The 22,041-nt window shown below is 53.2% G+C and carries 20 protein-coding genes and 1 tRNA gene; 12 read left to right on the forward strand and 9 right to left on the reverse strand.

Annotated elements, in window-relative coordinates:
- Positions 1-2 precede the first annotated feature (2 nt).
- From AC2FI9_RS06635 to AC2FI9_RS06645, 3 genes are all read right to left on the reverse strand, one after another.
- Positions 3-986, reverse strand: a complete 984-nt coding sequence (locus AC2FI9_RS06635) for a glycosyltransferase family 2 protein (protein WP_496766785.1) — start codon at positions 984-986, stop codon at positions 3-5.
- A 392-nt stretch (positions 987-1,378) separates the two neighbouring features.
- The gene (locus AC2FI9_RS06640; RefSeq protein ID WP_496766786.1) at positions 1,379-1,771 is read right to left on the reverse strand and encodes a hypothetical protein; all 393 of its coding nucleotides are present in this window, start codon (positions 1,769-1,771) and stop codon (positions 1,379-1,381) included.
- A 533-nt stretch (positions 1,772-2,304) separates the two neighbouring features.
- Positions 2,305-3,246, reverse strand: coding sequence for a response regulator (locus AC2FI9_RS06645; RefSeq protein ID WP_496766787.1), 942 nt, complete (start codon positions 3,244-3,246; stop codon positions 2,305-2,307).
- Between the two features lie 557 nt (positions 3,247-3,803).
- Here AC2FI9_RS06645 and AC2FI9_RS06650 point away from each other — a divergent pair.
- Both AC2FI9_RS06650 and AC2FI9_RS06655 read left to right on the forward strand, forming a co-directional pair.
- Positions 3,804-4,544, forward strand: a complete 741-nt coding sequence (locus AC2FI9_RS06650; RefSeq protein ID WP_496738750.1) for an acyl-homoserine-lactone synthase — start codon at positions 3,804-3,806, stop codon at positions 4,542-4,544.
- 444 nt (positions 4,545-4,988) lie between these two features.
- Entirely contained in the window at positions 4,989-6,080 is a 1,092-nt protein-coding gene (locus AC2FI9_RS06655; protein WP_496766788.1) for a response regulator, read from the forward strand.
- A gap of 66 nt (positions 6,081-6,146) precedes the next feature.
- Here the strand turns inward: AC2FI9_RS06655 and AC2FI9_RS06660 are convergent, their stop codons facing one another.
- The gene (locus AC2FI9_RS06660; protein WP_496766789.1) at positions 6,147-7,397 is read right to left on the reverse strand and encodes a cytochrome P450; all 1,251 of its coding nucleotides are present in this window, start codon (positions 7,395-7,397) and stop codon (positions 6,147-6,149) included.
- A gap of 383 nt (positions 7,398-7,780) precedes the next feature.
- Between AC2FI9_RS06660 and AC2FI9_RS06665 the strand changes: the two genes are divergently transcribed.
- Positions 7,781-9,214, forward strand: a complete 1,434-nt coding sequence (locus tag AC2FI9_RS06665; RefSeq protein ID WP_496766790.1) for a sensor histidine kinase — start codon at positions 7,781-7,783, stop codon at positions 9,212-9,214.
- Between the two features lie 485 nt (positions 9,215-9,699).
- Here the strand turns inward: AC2FI9_RS06665 and AC2FI9_RS06670 are convergent, their stop codons facing one another.
- Together AC2FI9_RS06670 and AC2FI9_RS06675 are read right to left on the reverse strand one after the other, a co-directional pair.
- Positions 9,700-9,861: a hypothetical protein gene (locus AC2FI9_RS06670; protein WP_496722233.1), complete on the reverse strand. Its 162-nt coding sequence runs from the start codon at positions 9,859-9,861 to the stop codon at positions 9,700-9,702.
- 214 nt (positions 9,862-10,075) lie between these two features.
- Positions 10,076-10,162 (reverse strand) — tRNA-Leu (locus AC2FI9_RS06675).
- 144 nt (positions 10,163-10,306) lie between these two features.
- Between AC2FI9_RS06675 and AC2FI9_RS06680 the strand changes: the two genes are divergently transcribed.
- Entirely contained in the window at positions 10,307-10,966 is a 660-nt protein-coding gene (locus AC2FI9_RS06680; protein ID WP_496766791.1) for a DsbA family oxidoreductase, read from the forward strand.
- Between the two features lie 39 nt (positions 10,967-11,005).
- Positions 11,006-11,662, forward strand: coding sequence for a lipoyl(octanoyl) transferase LipB (gene lipB, locus AC2FI9_RS06685; protein ID WP_496722229.1), 657 nt, complete (start codon positions 11,006-11,008; stop codon positions 11,660-11,662).
- Positions 11,663-11,960: 298 nt separating this feature from the next.
- Here lipB and AC2FI9_RS06690 read toward each other — a convergent pair whose 3' ends face one another.
- Entirely contained in the window at positions 11,961-12,908 is a 948-nt protein-coding gene (locus AC2FI9_RS06690; protein WP_496766792.1) for a cation diffusion facilitator family transporter, read from the reverse strand.
- A gap of 84 nt (positions 12,909-12,992) precedes the next feature.
- Between AC2FI9_RS06690 and AC2FI9_RS06695 the strand changes: the two genes are divergently transcribed.
- Positions 12,993-13,418, forward strand: coding sequence for a MerR family transcriptional regulator (locus AC2FI9_RS06695; RefSeq protein WP_496738757.1), 426 nt, complete (start codon positions 12,993-12,995; stop codon positions 13,416-13,418).
- An 11-nt stretch (positions 13,419-13,429) separates the two neighbouring features.
- On the opposite strand, the gene AC2FI9_RS06700 is transcribed toward AC2FI9_RS06695, so the two are convergent.
- Positions 13,430-13,849 (reverse strand): HIT family protein, encoded by a 420-nt coding sequence (locus AC2FI9_RS06700; protein WP_496732967.1) that lies wholly within the window; start codon positions 13,847-13,849, stop codon positions 13,430-13,432.
- A 289-nt stretch (positions 13,850-14,138) separates the two neighbouring features.
- On the opposite strand from AC2FI9_RS06700, the gene ctaD reads away from it, so the two are divergent.
- The 4 genes from ctaD (at position 14,139) to AC2FI9_RS06720 (ending at position 18,233) form a co-directional block, all read left to right on the forward strand.
- Positions 14,139-15,812: a cytochrome c oxidase subunit I gene (gene ctaD, locus AC2FI9_RS06705; protein WP_496722223.1), complete on the forward strand. Its 1,674-nt coding sequence runs from the start codon at positions 14,139-14,141 to the stop codon at positions 15,810-15,812.
- A 148-nt stretch (positions 15,813-15,960) separates the two neighbouring features.
- On the forward strand, positions 15,961-16,989 hold the full coding sequence (locus tag AC2FI9_RS06710) for a bestrophin family protein (protein WP_496766793.1): 1,029 nt from the start codon (positions 15,961-15,963) through the stop codon (positions 16,987-16,989).
- 105 nt (positions 16,990-17,094) lie between these two features.
- Positions 17,095-17,694, forward strand: a complete 600-nt coding sequence (locus tag AC2FI9_RS06715; protein ID WP_058273903.1) for a 2-hydroxychromene-2-carboxylate isomerase — start codon at positions 17,095-17,097, stop codon at positions 17,692-17,694.
- Between the two features lie 44 nt (positions 17,695-17,738).
- A complete protein-coding gene (locus tag AC2FI9_RS06720) occupies positions 17,739-18,233 on the forward strand; it encodes a DUF2244 domain-containing protein (RefSeq protein WP_496766794.1) in 495 nt (164 codons plus the stop codon).
- Positions 18,234-18,254: 21 nt separating this feature from the next.
- On the opposite strand, the gene AC2FI9_RS06725 is transcribed toward AC2FI9_RS06720, so the two are convergent.
- Positions 18,255-18,740, reverse strand: a complete 486-nt coding sequence (locus AC2FI9_RS06725) for a GatB/YqeY domain-containing protein (RefSeq protein WP_058274249.1) — start codon at positions 18,738-18,740, stop codon at positions 18,255-18,257.
- Between the two features lie 183 nt (positions 18,741-18,923).
- Between AC2FI9_RS06725 and carA the strand changes: the two genes are divergently transcribed.
- Together carA and AC2FI9_RS06735 are read left to right on the forward strand one after the other, a co-directional pair.
- A complete protein-coding gene (carA, locus tag AC2FI9_RS06730; RefSeq protein WP_496766795.1) occupies positions 18,924-20,090 on the forward strand; it encodes a glutamine-hydrolyzing carbamoyl-phosphate synthase small subunit in 1,167 nt (388 codons plus the stop codon).
- 81 nt (positions 20,091-20,171) lie between these two features.
- Positions 20,172-22,040 carry a glycosyltransferase gene (locus AC2FI9_RS06735; RefSeq protein WP_496766796.1) on the forward strand — a complete coding sequence of 623 codons (1,869 nt, stop codon included), beginning with the start codon at positions 20,172-20,174 and terminating at the stop codon, positions 22,038-22,040.
- Position 22,041: the final 1 nt, after the last annotated feature.

The raw sequence follows: 22,041 nt of genomic DNA on the forward strand, positions 1-22,041 counted from the left end.
GATCAGATCAGGTTATCGGCGAGCCAGACGCGAAACTCTACCCATTCCGGGCGCATCTTGATTTCGGACACTTTGGCCCGATGCCAGTCGCAGGCCTGCGCGTGCAATTCGTTCAACTCTTCGTCTGCCTTCAGTTCGGCCAGCAGAGGTGCGGCGCGGAGCGCGGCGGGCAAGATGGATTGGTCAGACTCTTTGTTGGCATTCATGTCCTGCCAATAGGCTTGCCCCTGATCTACCTTGATGTGGTTTGTTCGACCCCGGTCGCGCTTGACCAGAAACCCATCCATGGACCGGACTGAATAGTGGTGGATGCGTCCCAAGGAATGGTCAAACCCACGCCACGCTCGCCAACCGACCTTGTCTGCTGGAAACAGCTTTCCGCCAGCATCTGACCAAGCGATGTCTGGCGCTACTTCCTCGTCAAAGCCCTTTGGGCGATGCGGACCAAACCGAGTGAACTTGCCATTGTTTCGGAACAGCGTTTTCAGCCCAAAAGCGCGGCTTGAATGATAGGGGAACTCTTGATCCCCCATCGAGAATACCTCTGTCACCGGTCTGTCTTCGAAACTGATGTTTCCAGAACTTCCAAACAACTTCCACGCAAGAGATATCGCATCGACCGGTTGACCTGCCTTTTGTTCGACCTCGGAAATCAGGTCATGAAATCCGTTGTCGCCGCAGCGGATATTCCAGAATTCATCTACATCCAGACATAACAGCCAATCGGCCTCCTTGACCTTGGGCTGACGGCGCGCGCGGCGCAGCATCTGGTGCTGGGGATTGCCCCCTTCTTTCACTTCATTGCTGACATGAGTGGCCAAGCCAAGCTCTTGCAATCTTGCAGCAATCTTGTCCGTTCCGTCATCACAGTCGTTGGTGAAAATCACAAAATGATCAATGCCGAGTGTTTTGTGGAACGCGACCCATTCCAGCATATACGGGCCTTCGTTCTTCATCGTTGTGAACACGGTGATGGACTGAGACATATTACCCTTCCCAAATAGTCTTGCCCCACTCATACACATCCCGATCCACGTGGGCGAGATAGGAAATTGCGGTGCGGGCATTCCGACGCGAACTGGTGCATCTCTAAACGGCAGATGCACTGATAAATCGCTAATTTCAGCTGGATAATGGTGCGGTCGAGAAGCATCTGGCGATTTCGAACTAGCTTCTCAGACCCAATATTTTTATGAGCAAAACGCCCTTCTTTAGCCATCAGGTTTCCCCAAATGTGTGCTGTGTAAGGAGGTATTGTGTGTTGTGGAGGCTGTCAATCGGCTCCGGTTTTTTCGTCCAGATAGTTATGGCACACGCTTTGCACATGCAGAGGGTTTTCTGCTTCACACCGTGCCGCTGCCTCCGCATGGCGAAGTTCCTACTCTTTATCAATTCGAACTAATTCGGCAGTATACCGTTCCGGGCCGATATCCGCCATTTCGGAAATCCAGAGTTCTTGGTCCTTGTCTTTTAGCGAGGGAAGGTATGCCTCTGGGTTGTCATGTTTAAGTAACGCTGGTTCAACTTCATCTTGTTTGTTTACGATGCTAAGTGACCTGAACGTGGCTGGCATCCCCACGAAGGACAATACAGCGAAGCTAAAACCTCTATGGCCCAGCTTGAGCTTAGGCAGCGGCTTGATCAGCGCAAACCCCGGCACAAGCAACAGCAATAAGCCCGTGACGAAACCTAACTCAGGCGATACGACAGCCAAAAATACTGACCCGATTAACAGGGCAATTACTATACCAATGTCGTTTACTAATTCCATATTTTTCAATATCTTAACTGCTGCACTCAAAACTGAACCCTCATACAAAACTGTGCCAAGAAGTTGGAGAGTTCGAAAATTCCGCAGAACTCTTGGGATTATTTGAGAACCTGAGGGGGCCCCAAATATTGGTAATGGTCACGCGGCAAACCGAAGGACCAAATTGGAGGAATTGCCGTCAGCGGCCCAACCCACTTCGCTTGGGTCTACAGAGCAAGGCGCAGAAACAAATGAGCGCATCTTGGGTGTGAAGCCATAGAAAGATAAGAGTTTACTATTCAGGGAATGAAAGAAAGGCGGGGATACCAGATCTCGCATCAAGTCGGACCCCGAGAAAAGGCTGACGGGTTCTTTCTCCGAATTGTTGCCGCCGGATGGGCGCTAGGATCGAACAAAGTAGGGCAAATGCACACAGTTTGACCGCCCTATGAATGAGCGCGTAGCTTTTCTTCCCCCCAAAAAAAACTTTGGGCGTTTTAACGTGCTCTTTCCACCAGTATCTGGTCATAATCACCATCCATGTGTGCAGTTTTTCAACCGATATTCGCCGCTCGACCCTCCGACATTTCAGCCATTTCGACGGCCTTGTCTATCAAGAACAACGCCTCCATCTTGGTTTTGGATTTTAGCATAACTTCTTCGCTCACCTGGAAGCCAATTGGCCGGCCTGAAGTGGCATCACCGGAAATATCTTTCAATGCTTCCGGAAGCGGAGCACCCAACTGGTCCACTCTCAAGTCAATTTGATTGTCGTAGATCACCAAGAACACGCCATTCCCCCAATAGGTCGCCACTTTACGCCCTTCCTGATTAGCTGACAGAACTGCTGTGCCAGCTAAAGTCATGGCACTACGGAATTCACTGACCGTGCTCGTCTTATAGATTTGTTCAGCGCCTGTGCATTTAACCGCCACAAGTTTTGCAGCCATGGAGTGCATAGTTGAAAGCTGAATTACGTAGTTCTCAAATTCAGCTAACCCAATGAATCCGGGCAATTCTCCGAAACATTGTGGATCACTTAAGCGAACGTCCGGACTATTGTCAAAACACAACTCAAAATCCGCTTCAGCTTCGAGCACCTCGATTGCGGCTCTGCGTTCCGCTGCCATCCTATACGCGTCGGACAACCTCTGCTTCAGATCAGAGAACTCAAAAGGCTTTGTAACGTAGTCTGTGGCCCCAACTCCGAATGCCTCGTCGATGTACTCTTTTTGCACCATGGCGGTCACCATGATAATGGGCGTGTACGTGTGTTCTGGTAGTTTTCGCACTTCTTCGCAAAGAGTAATGCCGTTCATTTGCGGCATCTGCACATCCAGTAGCAAGCAGTCAAACGCTTCGTTAGGTCTCGACAGTATTTCAATGGCCTCCCGCCCACTTCTGGCGGTGACGACATCTTTATAACCGAACGCGTCCAGAACTCTATCTAGCAACTCCAGGATACTCGGATCGTCATCTACAGCAAGTATACGCATAACTTTTCACCAACCTTTTGCACCTCACCAAACGTTAGGCATTGCAGACTTAAGGCAACGTTTGGCCGGCGCATAAAACACTCAGGGTTTCTTCATCCTCTCTTACGAAGGCGGCAAAACGGTGACATAAGGCGGGCTTCCTTATGTCTGTGCATTTTTTTTAATTTGCACAATATTTTCCGCGCAAGTGCGCATATTGAAAAGTAAATCCCTCAAATTCTTGATGCCATTTTGATTTTACTCCTATCAGCCGTCACGGCTGCCTCGAAACATTATCGGAGAGCGAGACGGCGCCTGATCCATCGTGGATTCGAAAAGAATACGCAAAAGAAGCTGTCTTTTTTCAAAGTGTTGCCAGACGCGAAGAAATAAATGAAGCCTGCGGGAGAAAATAACAGCCAAGAACTATCTAAAGTTTTTGGTCAGTCAGTAAACTCAACCAAAGGGAGGGAGGAGATTTAGACACACCTATCCATCTATTCGGACAACTACCGCATAGGGTTGTGGACTTGCTGAACTGAATCTTGCCATAAGTGTGTCAAAAATATGAGTAAAATATGGACAGACCACTCAGGTATAAGCAGACATACCCGCTCTCGGAGGGGTTTCCGAAACTAACACCTGCTAACGGGACTTCAGGCGCACCAAGTGCTTTGGCGCGACTAGAAATTTTTGCTGTCAAAAGCAGTCCGCCAACGTCACGTGGTGACATTGGCAATATTCGCGCGACTACACTTAATTTTCGCAATATTTACGAGTATGGCACCCTGCTGGCAAAATACCTTGAAACCAGAAAGTCAATTTTCATTGACCAGTTAAAGTGGCAAGTTGGTGAAGCTGACGGGATGGAATTCGACCAATACGACACGCCAGCCTGTCGATGGATTGTGTTGCATGAATTCGGTGAAGTTTTAGGCGGTGTGCGACTTCTACCCACGACCGCAGAATGCGGCGTATATAGTTATATGCTGCGCGACGCGCAAAGAGGTATCCTTAAAGGAATACCATCTGACGTTTTATTTATGGACGCCCCGGTAAAGCACTCTGTTTGGGAAGCATCCCGTTTCTTCGTGGCAAAGGATGTTGCATCGTCACGCAGGCTGCTGGTTCAACAGGAGTTGTTTCACCAGATGACTACTGTCGCGATGGAAGGTGGTGCGACCAGCATACTGGGCATCGTCCCCTCAGTCTGGGCACGGTGGTCACGGCGACTGGGCATCAATGCCTCGCCTGTCGGCGCAAAGTTTTCCATCGATGGCACCGTCAGTCAGTCAGTTTTGTTCAACATCCATAAGTAAATGGAACCACTCAGCCACTAGAGCGTCTTTTGTACTCTTGGACGCTCGGCGCAGATTTCTTAGCAACTATGATTGATTTTCAGACTATTGGGAAACCGCGGCTGTTTTGCATGTTAGTGGGGTTTCCAGAATTGATGTTTGGACTTCCAACCGTTGTTCAATTCCGTAGTTTTGCGATCTTAGACTGCTCTTAGGCACGAACACATTGCCAAAAAAAAATGTTAAGAGAATGCGACGGTAGTTCACAACAATAACTGGCAACTCGTCGTTGAAGCCGCTGGCGCCAAATAAAGGTCAAGAAAAAACCCCTTTCTACGACAATTTTCTCCATTTTTGCCGCTGTTTCGACCCACTCGCCTCATAAGTTTAACCCGTTATGAGGATATCGGTGGTTCACCAGTTATGAGACATTCCACATTCGTAAGTGATCGGTTCCAAAAAAAGTTGGAGCTTCGAGCACAAAGAAAGACCGCGCTTGCTGTTCTGGCGGTTGATGATGATCCTGACATTCTGAAATTGCTCCAATCAGCACTTCCTGAACTCGAAAACTGCAAAGTGGTTGCCGCCAGTTCAGCTGATGAAGCGCTTCGGCAGATAGAAGCAGCGGAATCCCCATTCGACTGTCTGCTTGTTGACATTCAGATGCCCGGAACCTCTGGGATAGAGTTGCTTTCGCAAATCCGAAACTTGCCGGACAATCTGGAAACACCTGTTATAATGTTAACTGCTCTAGATGACAGGCAGAACATCGAGAGGGCATTTTTAGAAGGCGCATTTGATTACATAACTAAGCCCTTCGACTTCTTCGAATTGCGCAGCCGTATGAACGCCGCCCATCTTCTAATGATGGAGAGAAAGAAAACACAATCCTCTTCAGCGTCGATAGAAAGTCTTCGTAGTGAACTGGATTTTAATCAGAAATTCAGTTTTGAAGACCCCCTGTCTATCGACGAGCAGGAACAATGCTTGGGGTATGTCGAGTTCGACAACTATGTGGAGCAGCTTTCACGGGGGCGCCGATTTGACTCCTGGGTTACAGCAATCAAATTTCGCGATGCGGGGTACCACTTTGATCTGAGGGAATTTGGAGATTTTCGGCGCGCTGTTTCCGACATTGGATTTTGCATTCAAAAGACAACACAGGTCGCCGGAGGAGTCTATTCCTATCGAGGGAGTGGCGTTTTTCTCGTTATTACACATGGACGGGAACGCACCCTGAATATTCCAACCGAAGCTTTTCTAAACCAGGAACTAAGGACCGTTCTCAGTAACCGATGCGCCTCTGTCCATCTTAAGGTGGTGAAGAGTACACCGGTGTCGCTTCGTTCAATTACAAAGGTTGGAGCATTCGCATCTTTGGACACCGCTGTTAAAATGGTGAATCTTCGTGAGACCAATCTCAGAAAGGGCCTTGTTGCGACCTGCCCCTCGATTTCAAAGCACACGCCGCATCGCAAAGAAATGGCCAACAATAGATTGTTTGATACCGTCCTGCGTGAAATGTACGGCGATGACACTTACCTCACTCGCCGGTAGCAAGCTTTGTCTTTGGCAAAGGCCGACCTCGAACAGAAGTCGAACACTAGGGTTTAGATATTAACTTTAGTCGCGAACCCGTTCGGCATTGAGGATGAGTGGGCCACTGGTACGCATGGTGAACGTCAAAACTGGTTCCGGTATTTCTGACTCAGTAGTCGAAAAATTTATTCTACGGAGCACTGAAGCCATAAGCACCATGATCTCAGTTTCAGCGTACTGAGCGCCAATGCAGATTCTGGGACCATCTCCGAACGGAATGTACTGACCTCGAGGCAGTGTAGATCCCAGGAACCGTTCCGGCCGATAGTCGTTGGGAGCATCCCATAATTTTTCATTTCTGTGCAAAGAGTAAACTGGGAAAAACAAAGCATCGCCATTTTCAATCTTTACCCCTTTAATTTCAAGGTCCGCAGCTGCGTCTCTGGCAAAAAACGCGGCGGAGGGATAAAGCCGCAGCGTCTCTTTAACATGCGCGCGCAAGAGTGGCATTGCCTCCAGGTCCGAGAATTCCAATAGGCCTTCTGGGCGAACAGATCGAATTTCTTGTCTAACCCTTGCTTGCATATCTTGGTGCAAGGCCAGCAGATAGTATCCCCAGGCCAATGCGTTAGCGGAAGTTTCATGACCAGCGACGACAAAGGTCAAAAGGTTGTCAACAGTTGTCGCTTCATCTTCGAAATCGGTTTTCAAGGCCTCAATCATGAAATCGAGGAAGTCCAATGGCTCGCTACGGCCTTCGGCCCGACGCTGATCTATGACCCGTCTGGCGAGGTCTCGCATATTAGTAACCGGGGCCAAGCTGCGTAGCCACTTTTTCCGCGGCAACCACTTTGGCAAACCCATTAAATCGAAAAGGGACAGATCAGAAATGTACTCGAAATACTTGATCAGCCCCACTCGTACCTGCTCTGAACTGACTTCCTTATTACCTGAAAAAATCACTCTAGAAATATTCGTCAATGTTGATGCAGGCGCAATTTGTGCAATATCCACTGGGCCTTCGTGATCCGCCAATGAGTCTGCAATCTCGACACCAGTCTCTGCAAAATGCCGAGCCAGAACCGGGAGGTTTCTGGCGGCGAACAATGGAGAATACCTTCGCCTCTGCTGACGCCATTTTTCCCCTTCTGAGAGTATTAAACCGTTGCCTACAGCCGATCCAATAATGTCTTTGGTGAACTTGGCTTTGGGAAACGAACGGCCCTGGCCGACGAGTAATTCGGTTACCATTTCAGGATCGCAGATATAGTGTATGTTCAAAGGTCCACGAACATAAGTTTCACGCAGAGTTTCTGCCGGGATGACTTCAAACATGTTGCGGCCAGCTGACCTTGCAAACTGAAGCAGTGTCACCGGCTTTGTCGCAAGCCTAGCGGTAACAGGAGCGACAGTACCCTGCCTCAACTTCGTATTTTCAACTGCAGTCAAGCCCCAACCCTTTTAGAATTATTCTTTCTTTCGGACACATTAAGGTGAAAAAATTCCCACTTAGCAACGAGATCCTCGATTTTGGGTACCCTGCTCTGCAATTGTGCAAAAAATTTGCGGCCTCCTATACCAAAAACTTGCGTGAATCGCCCAACAATCGCGGTAGGCTTCAAAGGATTGGCGCCAAACTGTGAACCCAATTTGGACCAACTAAGTCCTCATTATGCCGGTATTGGTACTTTCCAAGCGCGAAAAACGAAGACATTTGGATGACAGCCACCGACGCCAATCTGCCGGACCGGGATTCCGGTGAAACGGAAAACCGGCTTCTGCAAAACATCATAGATTATACTGCCATGAGCTTTGCGCTTCTGTGGCAGCGGCAGGCTATTTATCTGGCCACGACCATTTTGACTGCGTTCTTCTTCGATCCCTTTAACGCCATGTTGTTCTATGGGACGATCCTCATTTGTGAAGTGCAAGATTTATTGCTGGCCAAACGCGTACCGCGCTTAAAGCCAGACCAGCACAAAGCAATAGGTATGATGGTTGTTTGGATTCTGTTGAACACGGTCCTGAGCTCAGCCGCAATCTGCCTGTACGCAGTTTCAGTTGCTTTCGCACAGCCCGCCGGTGGTCACTTTACGCCAATGTTCTTCTTGTTTGCTGCGGCGTTGTTTGCAGCAATGAACAACCATCAGTTTCTGTGGGCGATGATTGTCCGTTTGGCCATGTACGGCGTTTCGTTCATGTTGATTGTCGTCAAGGATATCTGGATCGAACGCCCCGAGCTTTCATCTGAACTCTGGCTGCACTTCTTCACCGTTATCTTTGTAATGTATTTTCTGATCGACTGTTCGATGGTGTTTCTGAAGCTCTACCGCAGGAATTTGGAGCAACTCGAAAAGCTCAAAGCAGAGCACGAAAGAACAAAAGCGGCCTACATTGCAAAGACTCAGTTCATATCGACAGTCAGCCATGAGCTGCGTACGCCTCTTACATCGATCAAGGGGTCACTTGACCTAATCAACACAGGCGCATTGGGTGAAGTTCCAGATTCAATGCAAAGCCTCATACACTTAGCGTGCAAAAACAGCGAACGGCTAGCATCACTTATCAATGATGTGCTGGACATCCAAAAAATGGAGGCCGGTGAAATGAACTACCGTGAAGGAACTATTGATGTACATACGCTGGTTCAGGAAGCGATTTCCGTTAACACCGGTTACACCAGTGCTCACAACGTAGAAATTGTGGAGGACATAAGGGGAAACAAAGATCTGTTCGTTAAAGGTGATGCGTCCCGCCTTCTTCAAGTGTTGGCCAACATGATCTCCAACGCAGCCAAATTTTCCCTTGATGGAGGCGAGATAACGGTCGGATGCGAAAAAGTCCGTGGGAAGATTCGCCTCTTCGTCAAAGACCACGGCATAGGGATACCCGAGGGGTGCCAGGACAAAGTCTTCGATCGTTTTTCACAGATTGACTCTTCCGATGAACGTCACGCAGGCGGTACAGGGCTCGGGATGCACATTTCAAAAGAAATTGTGGAGCATTTTGGAGGAGAAATAGACTACAGAAGCAAACTTGGTGAAGGCACAGAGTTTTTTATTATGCTTCCCGCCATAAGCGGGCATGAAGTAGGTACCGCCGGAGACGAGCAGACCTCACTACCCTGCGCCATGCAATCCAAGCAACATTAGCGGAATCCTACTGAGCAATTTCGATGGCACATCACCGTACTTCTTCGAAGCAATCCCATGGTTCCCGAGCGGATTTTCCATGGTAGAGTTAACCCTAAAATCACAAGACCTCGTGGCACACTCGAAACCGCCTGTGGTGAAAAGAGGGATTCTGCGTAATGCCAATGCAACTCCAAAAAGAAAATGCTGTTCCGATCATGCGATCGGAACAGCAAACTCGTTACTAAGTACATTTCCTAAGATGCGGTAGGTTCACAACTTTCGGCAAAAAGGCCTCCTACTTGCAGGCCGCGATATCACAAGATTTATATTAAGGTATGAACTATCCAAGCACTGAGAATTTCTCGTGTTTTGTTCGTTTCCGCTGTTCCAAATGATAGAAACTGGAAACAAAGAAGCCAATGGCCACCAAACTGTTAACGTTTTTCAGCTTACCCATCGATTCGGCACTCTCTATTTGAACTAATTCACTCGTTGTCCTGCGCTTAAATATCCAGCATGTCGAACAACATCGGCTTCGGGGGTTCCCGATTAAGGTTCAGGATAGCGGCTACAACTTCGCGGGCCTCTCCACGGGCTTCTAGGCTTTCCCCCACTAGCCGACGGGTCCAGCTATCGTCGGGGTCCAACCCTTGAACACCCGCCATTTAATGCTTTGCAAGTTGCTGGGCGTCGATGAACTTCTGAGTGGCAGATCTAGTGGCAACCTCAGGTTGCCGCCTGTACGTAAGCAAACGATGCCGTTCAATTTATGCGTAATCGATGCGAAAATATTGCGTAAAGGTCTACGAAACAGTTGAATTTTTTTTTTGAGCTTCACTCCGAAAGGTATTGTTTTTATTTTCAATAACTTACAAGATATGGTGCGGTCGAGAAGACTCGAACTTCCACGGGTGTTACCCCACAGCGACCTCAACGCTGCGCGTCTACCAATTCCGCCACGACCGCACTGCCAATGACTTGGTAGAGGGGCATATAGACGGTGGTGAGCAGGATGTGAAGAGGCAAAAAACACGCCGATTTGAATTCCGCGGTGCCATCCATATCTGTACTGCAGACAGCGTATATTTCCCCCTTCCCCGGAGCCCGCCCATGACCGCGCAAGATCCCCGCCCAATTGTCCAGATTGATATCGTCTCAGACGTCGTGTGCCCCTGGTGCATCGTGGGGTTTCGCCAGCTTGACCTGGCTTTGAAAGAACAAAACGTGCTCGCCAATCTCAGATGGCATCCTTTTGAGCTGAACCCCAATATGCCGCCAGAGGGTCAGAATCTGCGCGAACATATCATGGAGAAGTATGGCTCGACGGTCGAGCAGAGCCAGCAGGCCCGCGATCGGCTGACCCAGATCGGCGCCGAGCTTGGCTTTACGTTCAATTTCAATGACGACAGCCGGATGGTAAATACGTTTGCCGCACATCAGCTGCTGGACTGGGCCGAAACGCAAGGCCGCCAGCATCCGTTGAAGACGGCCCTGTTCGAGGCTTATTTTACCAATCAACAGGACGTATCCCAATCCCAGGTCCTTCTTGATGCGGCCCAAGCGGCGGGTCTGGATCGGGACGCCGCCAAAGCGGCTCTGACTTCGGGCGATCACATTGCGTCGGTTCGCGAAAAGCAACAGTTCTGGACCAGTCGTGGTGTTTCAAGTGTTCCGTCGATGGTGTTTGCTGGCAAGTACCTGGTGACCGGTGCGCAAGGGGCTGAAACCTATTCTGACCTGTTGCAGCGGTGCCTGACCGAGGCTGCGTGACCTCTTTTCTTCGCCCTGCCCCGGCGGTAAGGAGCACTTATGGAATGGAAGATCACTGACGGGCTGACCGATTACAATGACGCCGTCGCCTTCATGGAGGCGCGCGTGGCTGCAATTGCGGCCGGAGAAGCGGATGAGTGTGTGTGGCTGCTGGAGCATCCGCCGCTATACACCGCCGGCACCTCAGCCCGGATCGAAGACCTGACCGACCCGGATCGCTTTCCGGTCTTTGAGGCCAAGCGCGGCGGTGAATACACCTATCACGGCCCCGGCCAGCGCGTGGCCTATGTGATGCTGGATCTGAACAAACGCGGCAAGGATGTGCGTCGTTTCGTCAAGCAACTGGAAGAATGGGTGATCGCAGCGCTGGCCGAGTTCAACGTGCATGGTGAAATCCGTGACGGTCGCGTCGGTGTTTGGGTGCGGCGCAACGACAAACCACTGACCGCTTCGGGCCAACCTGCCGAGGATAAGGTAGCGGCGATCGGATTGCGCCTGCGCAAATGGGTCAGCTTCCACGGCATCTCGATCAATGTCGAACCTGACCTCGAGCATTTTTCAGGTATTGTCCCCTGCGGCATCACCGAACATGGGGTTACGTCGCTTGTCGATCTGGGGTTGCCGGTCACCCTGGTGGACGTGGACACGGCCCTGCGGAATACTTTTTCAGAGGTTTTTGACCTCGATAGGGCCTGAATTGATACCCGCGAATCGTTCAGAGTCCATGTGCTGTTAACAATATCGCGATTTTTGGCAGCTCTGTTTCCACATTGGACCGAAATTCCCCAATATTTGCAGTGCAAAATGAGCAAATTAGCCAAAAGCTCACTCAAATAGATACATCCCGCGTATTTGGGAGTAGTATAGACTTACCGTTCTTAGAGTGAGTGGTGTGTTAACCGGTGATCTTGGGTCATCCCGAGTAATCGGAAAGGTATTAGTTAACGAGTCTGCCGTTCCGACCCCAAATCGGAGCGGCAATTCACATTCAACTCTATGGATTCTCTTCTGTATGCCCGAAACGTGACGACCCGACACACGCGCGGTCGATCTGCTCAAGCTCAAGCGTGGTGTGACCAATGGCAAATCGGTCGCGGAGCGAATGTCTGACGCTGGCTCTCACCCCTTCCGCATCAGCCCAGGCCGCCGCGTCCACGACCAGATGGGCCGTCAACGCAGGCTCTCTCTCCTGCATGCTCCACAAGTGGATATGGTGAACCTCGGACACTCCGGGTATGTCCTCGATGGCCGAGGCAACTTCTTCCGGGTCCAGATCGGGGGGCGCTGCCATCATCAGAACGCGGATCGTTTCGCCAATTTCACTTTTGACATGCCACAGTATGTAGACCGAAATCAGGACCGTGACGGCGGGGTCTACCCAAGTCCAGTTGAACAGGATCACCGCGGTGCCGGCAATAATCACAGCCACCGATCCCAAGGCGTCCGCAACATTGTGCAGAAACGCCGCCCGGATGTTCATGCTGTCCTTGGCCATCGAGTAAGTTAGCGCAGCCGTGACAAGGTCCACAATCAAAGCCAGCGCCGCAATCCAGACGACCATCCAGCCGTTAACCGGCTCAGGCTCAAAAAACCGCATCACGCCTTCGTAGAACAAGTACACCGACAGCACGACCAGAGTGGTGTAGTTGACCAGCGCTGCGACGACCTCGGCCCGGCCATAGCCGAAGCTCATGCGTGGGTCGGCAGGTCGGCGGGCGATTTTGCGGGCAAAAAACGCGATGACCAGCGCAATAGCGTCAGAGAAGTTATGCAGGGCGTCGGCGATCAACGCCAGCGACCCTGAAAAAATGCCCCCAATGACCTGCGCCAGCGTCAGGAACATGTTGACGGCAATGGCCCAGGCAACGCGCGTGTCCCCTGCTTCCGGGTCTATGTGATGGTGCGCGTGGCTGTGCCCCTTATGAGAGTGATTATGTGCCATCTGAAATGTTTGTCCCTTGTTACGGCTGCACATTGCATGTAATTCCTCTAGTAACTAGAGGTTCAAGAGCCCTGAGGAAAAAAGATGTATTCAATTGGGTTTCTGTCGCGTCATACGGGGGTCAAGGTTCCGACCATCCGGTTTTATGAAGACAAAGGGCTGTTGCCGCGTCCGGACCGAACAGCGGGTAATCAGCGCCGGTACGACGACACTGCATTGAAACGGCTGCTTTTTATTCGCCATTGCCGCGATCTGGGTTTACCGCTGACCGATGTCGTAGGTTTGCTGTCTCTGGAAGGCGCGTCTGGCCGCGACCTTAACCAAGCGCATGAAATTGCCGAAAGACAGCTGGCCGACCTGCGGGACCGTATTTCCCGCCTGCGCAGCCTTGAGGCCGAACTGACCCGAATTTCCAAAGCCTGCGATGGCAAGCACGACCATGTCTGCGCCGTGCTTCACGCATTTGGCGATCACAGTGAGTGCGCGGGGCCACACGCGCACTCGAAGTAACTGCTTGCCGGTCAGCTCAGCGCGGCTTTGATCTTTTCGGCATGCTGCGCGATCAGGTCGAAATCGCCCATCGTTCCGGGTGCCCGCACGGCAACACCATCATGGCGTGGCAGGATATGGAAATGCAGATGGAACACCTCCTGCCCTCCGGCGGCCTCGTTGAATTGCTGGACCGTGACCCCATCCGCATCGAACGCTGCAACGACGGCCTTGGCCATTTTCTGGACCGTTGCGGTCACAGCAGCCAGTTGTGCAGGCGTTGCATCCAGAATGTTGCGGCAGGGGGTTTTAGGGATCACCAGCAGATGCCCGTCCGCGCGCGGCATGATATCCATGAAAGCCACCGTATCGTCATCTTCGTATACTCGGCTCGAAGGGATTTCTGCGCGCAAAATCTTGGCAAAAATATTCTCGGGATCATAAGCGGTCATTTCAATTCTCCGATTAACGCGTTGCCGACAGTTCTGCGGCGCACCCTGGCCCGGGTCAAGCGGGGAACGCAATTCCCAGCCGCCCCCTTGAATTCGAGGCGCTGATACCCAGATGAATGAGGAATTTGGTGAAAATTTCGCGGGTCGCCCTCCTGCCCGCGACAATTAATCTTGATCCAGATCAAACTCGACCATTGAAGGTCGTCCCCCCGCAATCTAAAACCAGCAGGAATCCCGCGCCTTGGAGAGGTCCAACTGCGCGGTGCAGTTGCAACAGGAGGCACCTATAATGGCAGACGCAGCCATTCATGGTCACGACCATGAAGACCAGCGCACATTTTTCCAGCGCTGGTTCATGTCGACCAACCACAAGGACATCGGGATTCTATACCTGGTCGTCTCGGCACTTGCCGGTCTGATTTCAGTTCTGATGACTGTTGTCATGCGGATCGAATTGATGGAACCCGGGGTGCAGCATATGTGCCTGGAAGGCTTCCGACTGTTCGGCAGCGGAGCCGAGCTCTGCACCCCTAACGGACACCTGTGGAACGTTATGATCACCTATCACGGTGTTCTGATGATGTTCTTCGTGGTCATCCCCGCGCTTTTCGGCGGATTTGGCAACTATTTCATGCCGTTGCAGATCGGTGCACCGGACATGGCCTTCCCGCGGATGAACAACCTGTCCTTCTGGCTTTATGTCGCTGGTACGTCGCTGGGTGTGGCCTCGTTGCTGAGCCCCGGTGGTAACGATCAGCTCGGTTCGGGCGTTGGCTGGGTTCTGTACCCGCCGCTGTCGACGACCGAAGGCGGCATGTCCATGGACCTTGCGATCTTTGCCGTGCACGTATCGGGCGCCTCCTCGATCCTCGGCGCGATCAACATGATCACCACCTTCCTGAACATGCGTGCCCCGGGCATGACTCTGTTTAAGGTGCCGCTGTTCAGCTGGTCGATCTTTGTCACCTCGTGGCTGATTCTGTTGTCCCTGCCGGTTCTGGCGGGTGCGATCACCATGTTGCTGATGGATCGCAACTTTGGCTTCACCTTCTTTGATCCCGCCGGTGGCGGCGATCCGATCCTGTATCAGCACATCCTGTGGTTTTTTGGCCACCCGGAAGTGTACATCGTGATCTTGCCTGGGTTCGGAATTATCAGTCACGTCATCGCCACCTTCTCGCGCAAGCCGGTCTTCGGTTACCTGCCGATGGTTTGGGCGATCATCGCGATTGGTGTGCTGGGCTTTGTCGTATGGGCGCACCACATGTACACCGTTGGCCTGTCACTGCGTCAGCAGGCGTACTTCATGCTGGCCACGATGGTCATTGCGGTGCCGACCGGGGTTAAGGTCTTCTCGTGGATCGCGACCATGTGGGGCGGTTCGATCGAGTTCAAGACACCGATGCTGTTCGCCTTCGGCTTCCTGTTCCTGTTCACCGTAGGCGGTGTGACCGGTGTGGTTCTGTCGCAGGCCGGTGTGGACCGTGCGTATCACGACACCTATTACGTGGTTGCGCACTTCCACTACGTGATGAGCTTGGGTGCCGTGTTTGCGATCTTCGCGGGCGTGTACTTCTACTTCTCGAAAATGACAGGTCGTCAGTACTCGGAATTCTGGGGCAAGGTTCACTTCTGGCTGTTCTTCATCGGCGCCAACCTGACCTTCTTCCCGCAGCACTTCCTGGGCCGTCAGGGCATGCCGCGTCGTTACATCGACTACCCCGAGGCATTCGCTCAGTGGAACTTTGTATCGTCGATTGGTGCGTTCATCTCGTTCGCTTCGTTCCTGCTGTTCTTCGGCATCGTGATCTACGCCCTGCTGCGCGGCGCGAAAGAAACACGTCCGAACCCGTGGAACGAATACGCGGACACGCTGGAATGGACCCTGCCTACCCCGCCGCCCGAACACACGTTCGAACAGCTGCCAAAGCAGGAAGACTGGGATAAAGGCCACGCCCACTAATCCCGGCAATATAGACTGACAAAGCCCCGCAGATGCGGGGCTTTTCATTTTTCACGCCTCAAGAATTAAACAACGCTGGCATAGACTTGCCCGAGAATAAGCCGCTAGACTGATCTGCAATCGCCAATTGCGCAGGACCCGGTCGGTCATGATCCTTCACGACGGAATTACTGTACGACAGATGGTCAAGGGCTCCTTTGGCTTTATCTGCATCGTGCTGACATGGACGCTGCTGGTTGTTCTGGCGGACGAGATCACGACAATCGAGTTGATCTCGAACCCCAGCCCGCCCGTCACCATGCTCGGGCTGGCAGTGGCATTCTTTCTGGGCTTCAAAAACACATCGGCCTTTGCGCGCTGGTCCGAAGCGCGCAGCATCTGGGGCGAGATCGTCAATGCCAGCCGGGACTGGGGCAACACTATTAGCAATCTGGTGCTGCCCGACGGCACACCGATTGATCCCGCGCTGCGCGACGAACTGATCGAACGTCACATCGCGTGGCTCAATATGCTTGCCTTTCAGCTGCGCCAGCCCTCGCCGACAGGACGCAGCCGACGCCCATGGATGTTTGGGCACAAACCTATTTCTGACCGAACCGAGTTGCATCAAATGCCCGAATGCTGGCGCGAACGCCAGTTGCCAATCGACTTGGCAAGGCTTGAGGGCAAGAGCAATCGCGCCGCCTATCTGTTGTTTCTTCAGGGCGAAAAGCTAGCAGAATTGGCACGCAGCCGCGGCATTGACCCCTATTGGCACGTCGCCCTGATGGACCGCCTCGCGCGGTTTACGACGACACAGGGGCAATGTGAGCGCATCAAGAACACACCCTTCCCAAGACAGGTTGCCGAGGTCGGTCGCGTCTTCAGTTGGATCTTCATCTTCATGCTGCCGCTGGCGTTCAACGACGAGCGATCAATCATCCCCGGGGCAGATATCTCTGTATGGCAGCTTGTTATCTTCGACTGGCTGACATTTGCGCCGGTTGGGGCGCTGGTCTGCTGGATCTTCTTTGTCACCGAACGCGTCAGCGCCTCGATGGAGGATCCGTTCGAAGGGGATGTGACCGATGTTCCGATCTCGGCCCTTTGTCGCAGCATCGAGATTGACTTGCGGCAGATGACCGACTGCGGGGTTGCGCCTCAACCCGCGCAACCCATCGAAAAAGTTCTGTTTTAGAGCGACCCGATTTGGCGCGTGTGCAACGCCATTTCAGGGTGCGTTCGATAATCTGCCCAAATTAGGGTATCATGTATCCAGAAACCCTGGGATCGGAGCCATCAGATGCCCGAAATTGACTTTTGGTTTTCCATCGGCAGCACATACAGCTTCCTGACAATCATGCGCCTGGATGATTGGTGTGATGAGCATGACGCGACCGTCAATTGGCGCCCGTTCAACGTGCGCACCGTGATGTCCGAACAACAGAACATTCCCTTTGCGGGCAAACCGGCCAAATCCGCATATATGTGGCGTGATATCGAGCGGCGCGCCGCAAAGTACCACCTGCACGCAACGCTTCCTGCACCCTACCCGATCTCGGATCTTGCGCTGGCCAATCAGGTCGCTGTGCTGGGTATGTCGGATGGCTGGGGCAAGTCCTTTACCCAAAACCTGTACCGCATCTGGTTCGAAGAAGGGATTGAGGCGGGCAGCGAAACGGCGCTGTCAGAAGCACTGCACCGGTGTCAGCAGGACCCGCGCCTGACCCTTGCACGCGCCCGCAGCCCGGACACGATCTCGGCGCTTGAAACCGAAACAGAACAGGCCACAAAGCTGGGCGTTTTTGGCGCCCCCAGCCTGGTCGTTCGCGGCGAGGTTTTCTGGGGCGATGACCGGCTGGATGACGCGTTGTCGTGGGCCAGAGTTGGGCACGTCATCTGATCTTTCCTGTTAGACACCGGCAGGTGTTGCGCTATTTTTGCACCATGCCGTATCGATGGAATCAAACCTCAAGTTCCGAGCAAGAGTTGCGCCTGTGGCCGCATAACTCTCTGCCCCCACGCTGGGCGATGCGTGTCGTGTTGGCGGTCTTCCTGTTTGGCTTGATTCCCCTGATGGCTGTTCTTGGGTCGGTTATGCTGTGGGGTTTGCTGCCATTCATGCTGTTGACCGTTCTGGGACTGTGGTTCGCGATACATTCCAATTACCGTGCACGCAGCGTTTTCGAGGTGTTGACCTTGACCGGCTCGCAGGCCCGTCTGGTGCAGCATCACCCACAACGGGGGCAGCAGGAGTGGTCCTGCAACCGCTATTGGGCGCGTCCCGAAATGCATGAGCGCGGCGGCCCGGTCCCGAACTATGTCACACTGACCGGTGACGGCCGCGAAGTTGAAATTGGCGCCTTTCTGTCTGAGGAAGAGCGGATTTCGCTGTTTGATGAGCTCACAAAAAAACTGCGCGAACCTGTCGCGCAGCCTTAGCATCTTAGCAAACAATAATGCTTAGCAGCTGCCGCCTGGCGCAGCGCAGAGCTGATCTTTGACCATCGGGCCAACCTTGCCGAAATCCATCTGGCCGGTGTAACGGGTTTTCAGCTCACCCATCACTTTGCCCATGTCGCGGATCGACCCGGCGCCGGTGGCCGTGATTGCGGTCTGAATGGCCTTGCTCACCTCGTCATCGTCCAATTGCTTGGGCAGGAATTCCTCGATGACCTCGACCTCGCGCAGTTCCCGTTCGGCAAGATCCAATCGGCTGCCCTCTTCATAAGCACGGGCGCTTTCCTTGCGCTGCTTGGTCATTTTACCAAGAATTTCAAGCACCTCTGTGTCGCCGCAGCCTTTGGCTTCTTCGTTGTCAGACGCGCGCGAGGCGATGTCACGGTCCTTGATCGCAGCATTAATCAGGCGCAGCGTCGACAGACGCTCGGCATCCTTGTCTTTCATTGCTTGCTTCAGGGCAGTGTTCACCCTTGATCGCATATCCATATGTTCTGTCCATCCCCATGGCAAAGGAACCCCGACCATATCGAAACAAAAAGCGCGATACAACAGGGGGTTCATATGGTTAACTTATTGATTTTAAACAATAGCCTAAAAATTGAACAGACTTGACCCGAGCGTACAACCCCCTTAGGTATGCGCCGGTTTACCTTGCAGGAGAGTCGCGCCATGGCCCAGAACGCCCCGTCCAAGCCCACCGCATGTCTGGCATTGGCCGACGGTACATTGTTCTACGGTATGGGCTTCGGCGCCACCGGCCAAACTGTGGCTGAACTGTGCTTTAACACCGCCATGACCGGATATCAGGAAATCATGACTGACCCCTCTTATGCGGGACAGATCGTGACCTTCACCTTCCCTCATATCGGCAATGTCGGCGTGAACCCCGAGGATGACGAGACCGGCGATCCGGTTGCCGCCGGGATGGTGGTCAAATGGGACCCGACCGAGCCCTCGAACTGGCGCTCGGCCGAAGAATTGAAAACCTGGCTGGCCCGCCGTGGCCGCATCGCCATCGGCGGTGTGGACACCCGCCGCCTGACCCGTGCCATCCGTCAGCAAGGCGCACCTCATGTCGCGTTGGCGCATGACCCCGCCGGTAACTTTGAAATCGAGGCACTGGTCGCCGCCGCGCGCGGCTTTGCCGGTCTGGAAGGTATGGATCTGGCCAAAGAGGTCACCTGCGCCCAAAGTTATCGCTGGGACGAAATGCGGTGGGCCTGGCCGGAAGGGTACAAACGTCAGGAATCTCCGGTTCATAAAGTTGTCGCCGTGGACTTTGGCGCAAAGCGCAATATCCTGCGCTGCCTCGCCTCGGCCGGATGCGACGTCACGGTTCTGCCTGCAACGGCGACGGCCGCCGAGGTGCTGGCCCATAATCCCGACGGCGTGTTCCTGTCGAACGGCCCCGGCGACCCGGCAGCCACCGGTGAATACGCCGTGCCCATGATCAAAGAGGTTCTGGACGCCACCGACCTGCCCGTCTTTGGCATCTGTCTGGGACACCAGATGCTGGCGCTGGCTTTGGGCGGCCATACCGTAAAGATGAACCACGGCCACCACGGGGCCAACCATCCGGTTAAGGACCTGGATACCGGCAAGGTCGAGATCACGTCGATGAACCATGGCTTCGCGGTGGATGGCCAGTCCCTGCCCGACGGAGTTGTGGAAACCCACCGCTCGTTGTTTGACGGGTCCAACTGCGGCATCCGCATGACCGATCGCCCTGTCTATTCAGTGCAGCACCACCCCGAAGCCTCGCCCGGCCCACAGGACAGCTACTATCTGTTCGAACGCTTTGCCGAAGCTATGGCAGACAAGAAAGCACAGGCTTAACCACTTCATCGTATAGTGTTAACGCGCTGTTAACCTTGATTGAGCCACCCTGACGCGGGTCACCGTGTCAGGGTTTTTTTTATGGTTGAACATAACCTGCAGCAATTCGCGCGCGCCGCGCCGATTTCTGTTGGCGCGCGGAAACCCCTTGGCGCCTGTTTACTCGAACGTGGATGCATCACCCCCGCGCAGCTCGAAAAGGCGCTGCATCTACAGTCCAGACAACAGGCCCCACTGGGCGAGATCCTTGTCGGAGAGGGCTGGATCAGCCGTCAGGAAGTCATGGATGCTTTGTCTGAGCAGACCAACCTGCAAATTGCCGATCTGAAAGACACACCTCCTTCCCCGAGCTTATGTGACATCAAACCGGCCGAGTTCTGGCTGAAGCATAATGTGATCCCATGGCAACGCATCGGCCCGATCCTGCTGATCGCGACCGCTGATCCGAACCGCTTTGCCGCGGTCCGCGCCGCCCTGTTCGACACTGAACACACGATTGCCCCGGTACTTGCATCGGCCAGTCAGATTGATCACGCGATTGCCAGCGCATTTTCCGAAACTTTGGCAAAAGGCGCGGAAACCCGGGTCGACAAGGATCAGAGCTGTCGATCATGGACGCCGACAAAGCGCGCGGGTCCCATCGCGGCCCTTGCGGGACTTCTTTTCTTTTTTACAACCTTTCCTCTGCTTGGTCTGGCTGCTCTTTTGACCACGGCCACCGTTTCACTGCTCTTGTTCATGGTTTTGCGCATTGTGGGCTTGGTCTCATACCTTATGAGATGCCGCCAAGTGTGCCCAACCCCCGAGCCTGTTCCACTGCGATTGCCGCGCGTATCGATGATGGTGCCCCTTTACAAAGAACGAGAAATAGCAGGCGCTTTAATAAAGCGGCTGCAACGCCTGACCTACCCAAAAGCTTTGTTGGACGTCATTCTGGTGCTGGAAGCCACAGATGAGGTTACGCGCACCACATTAAGCCGAGTGGTTCTGCCCAGCTGGATCAGAACGGTGGAAGTCCCGGAACTGAACGGACTGACGACAAAGCCCCGCGCGATGAACTACGCGCTGGATTTTTGCCGTGGCGACATTCTGGGTGTGTGGGATGCCGAGGACGCCCCGCAACCAGATCAGATCGAACGGGTGGTCCGGCATTTTGCGCGGGCTGACGAAGATGTTGTTTGTCTGCAAGGTGTTCTGGACTATTACAACCCGCGCACAAATTGGCGGTCACGCTGTTTTACCATCGAGTACAACAGCTGGTTTCGGATCATCCTACAAGGCATTGCGCATCTGGGTCTGGTCGTCCCGCTTGGGGGCACAACATTCTTTTTTCGCAGGGATAAATTGCTGGAGCTTGGCGGTTGGGATGCCCACAACGTGACCGAAGATGCAGATCTGGGTGTGCGCCTCAGCCGCGCGGGCTATCGAACCGAGATGGTTGATACCACCACCTATGAAGAGGCAAACTTTCGTGCCTGGCCCTGGGTCAAACAACGTTCGCGCTGGCTGAAGGGGTTCATGGTGACCTATCTTGTGCACATGCGCGCGCCGCGACGCCTGTTTAACGAATTGGGATTCAAACGCTTTTTCGGCTTTCAGGCGTTCTTCTTGGGCACTATTGGCCAGTTTCTACTGGCACCGGTCCTATGGCTGTTCTGGTTGGCGACACTGGGCTTGCCTGGCCCGTTCGATCCGCTTCTGTCTGATTGGACCTTCTACGCACTCATCAGCCTGTTTCTGGTGGCCGAGATCACCAATCTGATCGTTGGAATGCTGGCCGTAGCAGCACAAGAAAGACGGTTCCTGATGCCGTGGGTTCCAACAATGCCACTATATTTTCCGTTAGGCGTATTAGCCGCCTACAAAGCCCTGTGGGAACTGGCCAGCAACCCGTTCTTCTGGGACAAAACTCAGCATGGGCAGGCCCGCGAAGAAGTACAGCCACACTGAC

This window comes from Ruegeria sp. CDSA246 (assembly GCF_059611225.1).

Coding starts and splice junctions, on each gene's coding strand:
- AC2FI9_RS06635 (WP_496766785.1), bottom strand. CDS start 986: ATGTCTCAGTCCATCACCGTGTTCACAACGATGAAGAACGAAGGCCCG.
- AC2FI9_RS06640 (WP_496766786.1), bottom strand. CDS start 1,771: ATGGAATTAGTAAACGACATTGGTATAGTAATTGCCCTGTTAATCGGG.
- AC2FI9_RS06645 (WP_496766787.1), bottom strand. CDS start 3,246: ATGCGTATACTTGCTGTAGATGACGATCCGAGTATCCTGGAGTTGCTA.
- AC2FI9_RS06650 (WP_496738750.1), top strand. CDS start 3,804: ATGGACAGACCACTCAGGTATAAGCAGACATACCCGCTCTCGGAGGGG.
- AC2FI9_RS06660 (WP_496766789.1), bottom strand. CDS start 7,397: ATGTTTGAAGTCATCCCGGCAGAAACTCTGCGTGAAACTTATGTTCGT.
- AC2FI9_RS06665 (WP_496766790.1), top strand. CDS start 7,781: ATGACAGCCACCGACGCCAATCTGCCGGACCGGGATTCCGGTGAAACG.
- AC2FI9_RS06670 (WP_496722233.1), bottom strand. CDS start 9,861: ATGGCGGGTGTTCAAGGGTTGGACCCCGACGATAGCTGGACCCGTCGG.
- AC2FI9_RS06680 (WP_496766791.1), top strand. CDS start 10,307: ATGACCGCGCAAGATCCCCGCCCAATTGTCCAGATTGATATCGTCTCA.
- lipB (WP_496722229.1), top strand. CDS start 11,006: ATGGAATGGAAGATCACTGACGGGCTGACCGATTACAATGACGCCGTC.
- AC2FI9_RS06690 (WP_496766792.1), bottom strand. CDS start 12,908: ATGGCACATAATCACTCTCATAAGGGGCACAGCCACGCGCACCATCAC.
- AC2FI9_RS06695 (WP_496738757.1), top strand. CDS start 12,993: ATGTATTCAATTGGGTTTCTGTCGCGTCATACGGGGGTCAAGGTTCCG.
- AC2FI9_RS06700 (WP_496732967.1), bottom strand. CDS start 13,849: ATGACCGCTTATGATCCCGAGAATATTTTTGCCAAGATTTTGCGCGCA.
- ctaD (WP_496722223.1), top strand. CDS start 14,139: ATGGCAGACGCAGCCATTCATGGTCACGACCATGAAGACCAGCGCACA.
- AC2FI9_RS06710 (WP_496766793.1), top strand. CDS start 15,961: ATGATCCTTCACGACGGAATTACTGTACGACAGATGGTCAAGGGCTCC.
- AC2FI9_RS06715 (WP_058273903.1), top strand. CDS start 17,095: ATGCCCGAAATTGACTTTTGGTTTTCCATCGGCAGCACATACAGCTTC.
- AC2FI9_RS06720 (WP_496766794.1), top strand. CDS start 17,739: ATGCCGTATCGATGGAATCAAACCTCAAGTTCCGAGCAAGAGTTGCGC.
- AC2FI9_RS06725 (WP_058274249.1), bottom strand. CDS start 18,740: ATGGATATGCGATCAAGGGTGAACACTGCCCTGAAGCAAGCAATGAAA.
- carA (WP_496766795.1), top strand. CDS start 18,924: ATGGCCCAGAACGCCCCGTCCAAGCCCACCGCATGTCTGGCATTGGCC.
- AC2FI9_RS06735 (WP_496766796.1), top strand. CDS start 20,172: ATGGTTGAACATAACCTGCAGCAATTCGCGCGCGCCGCGCCGATTTCT.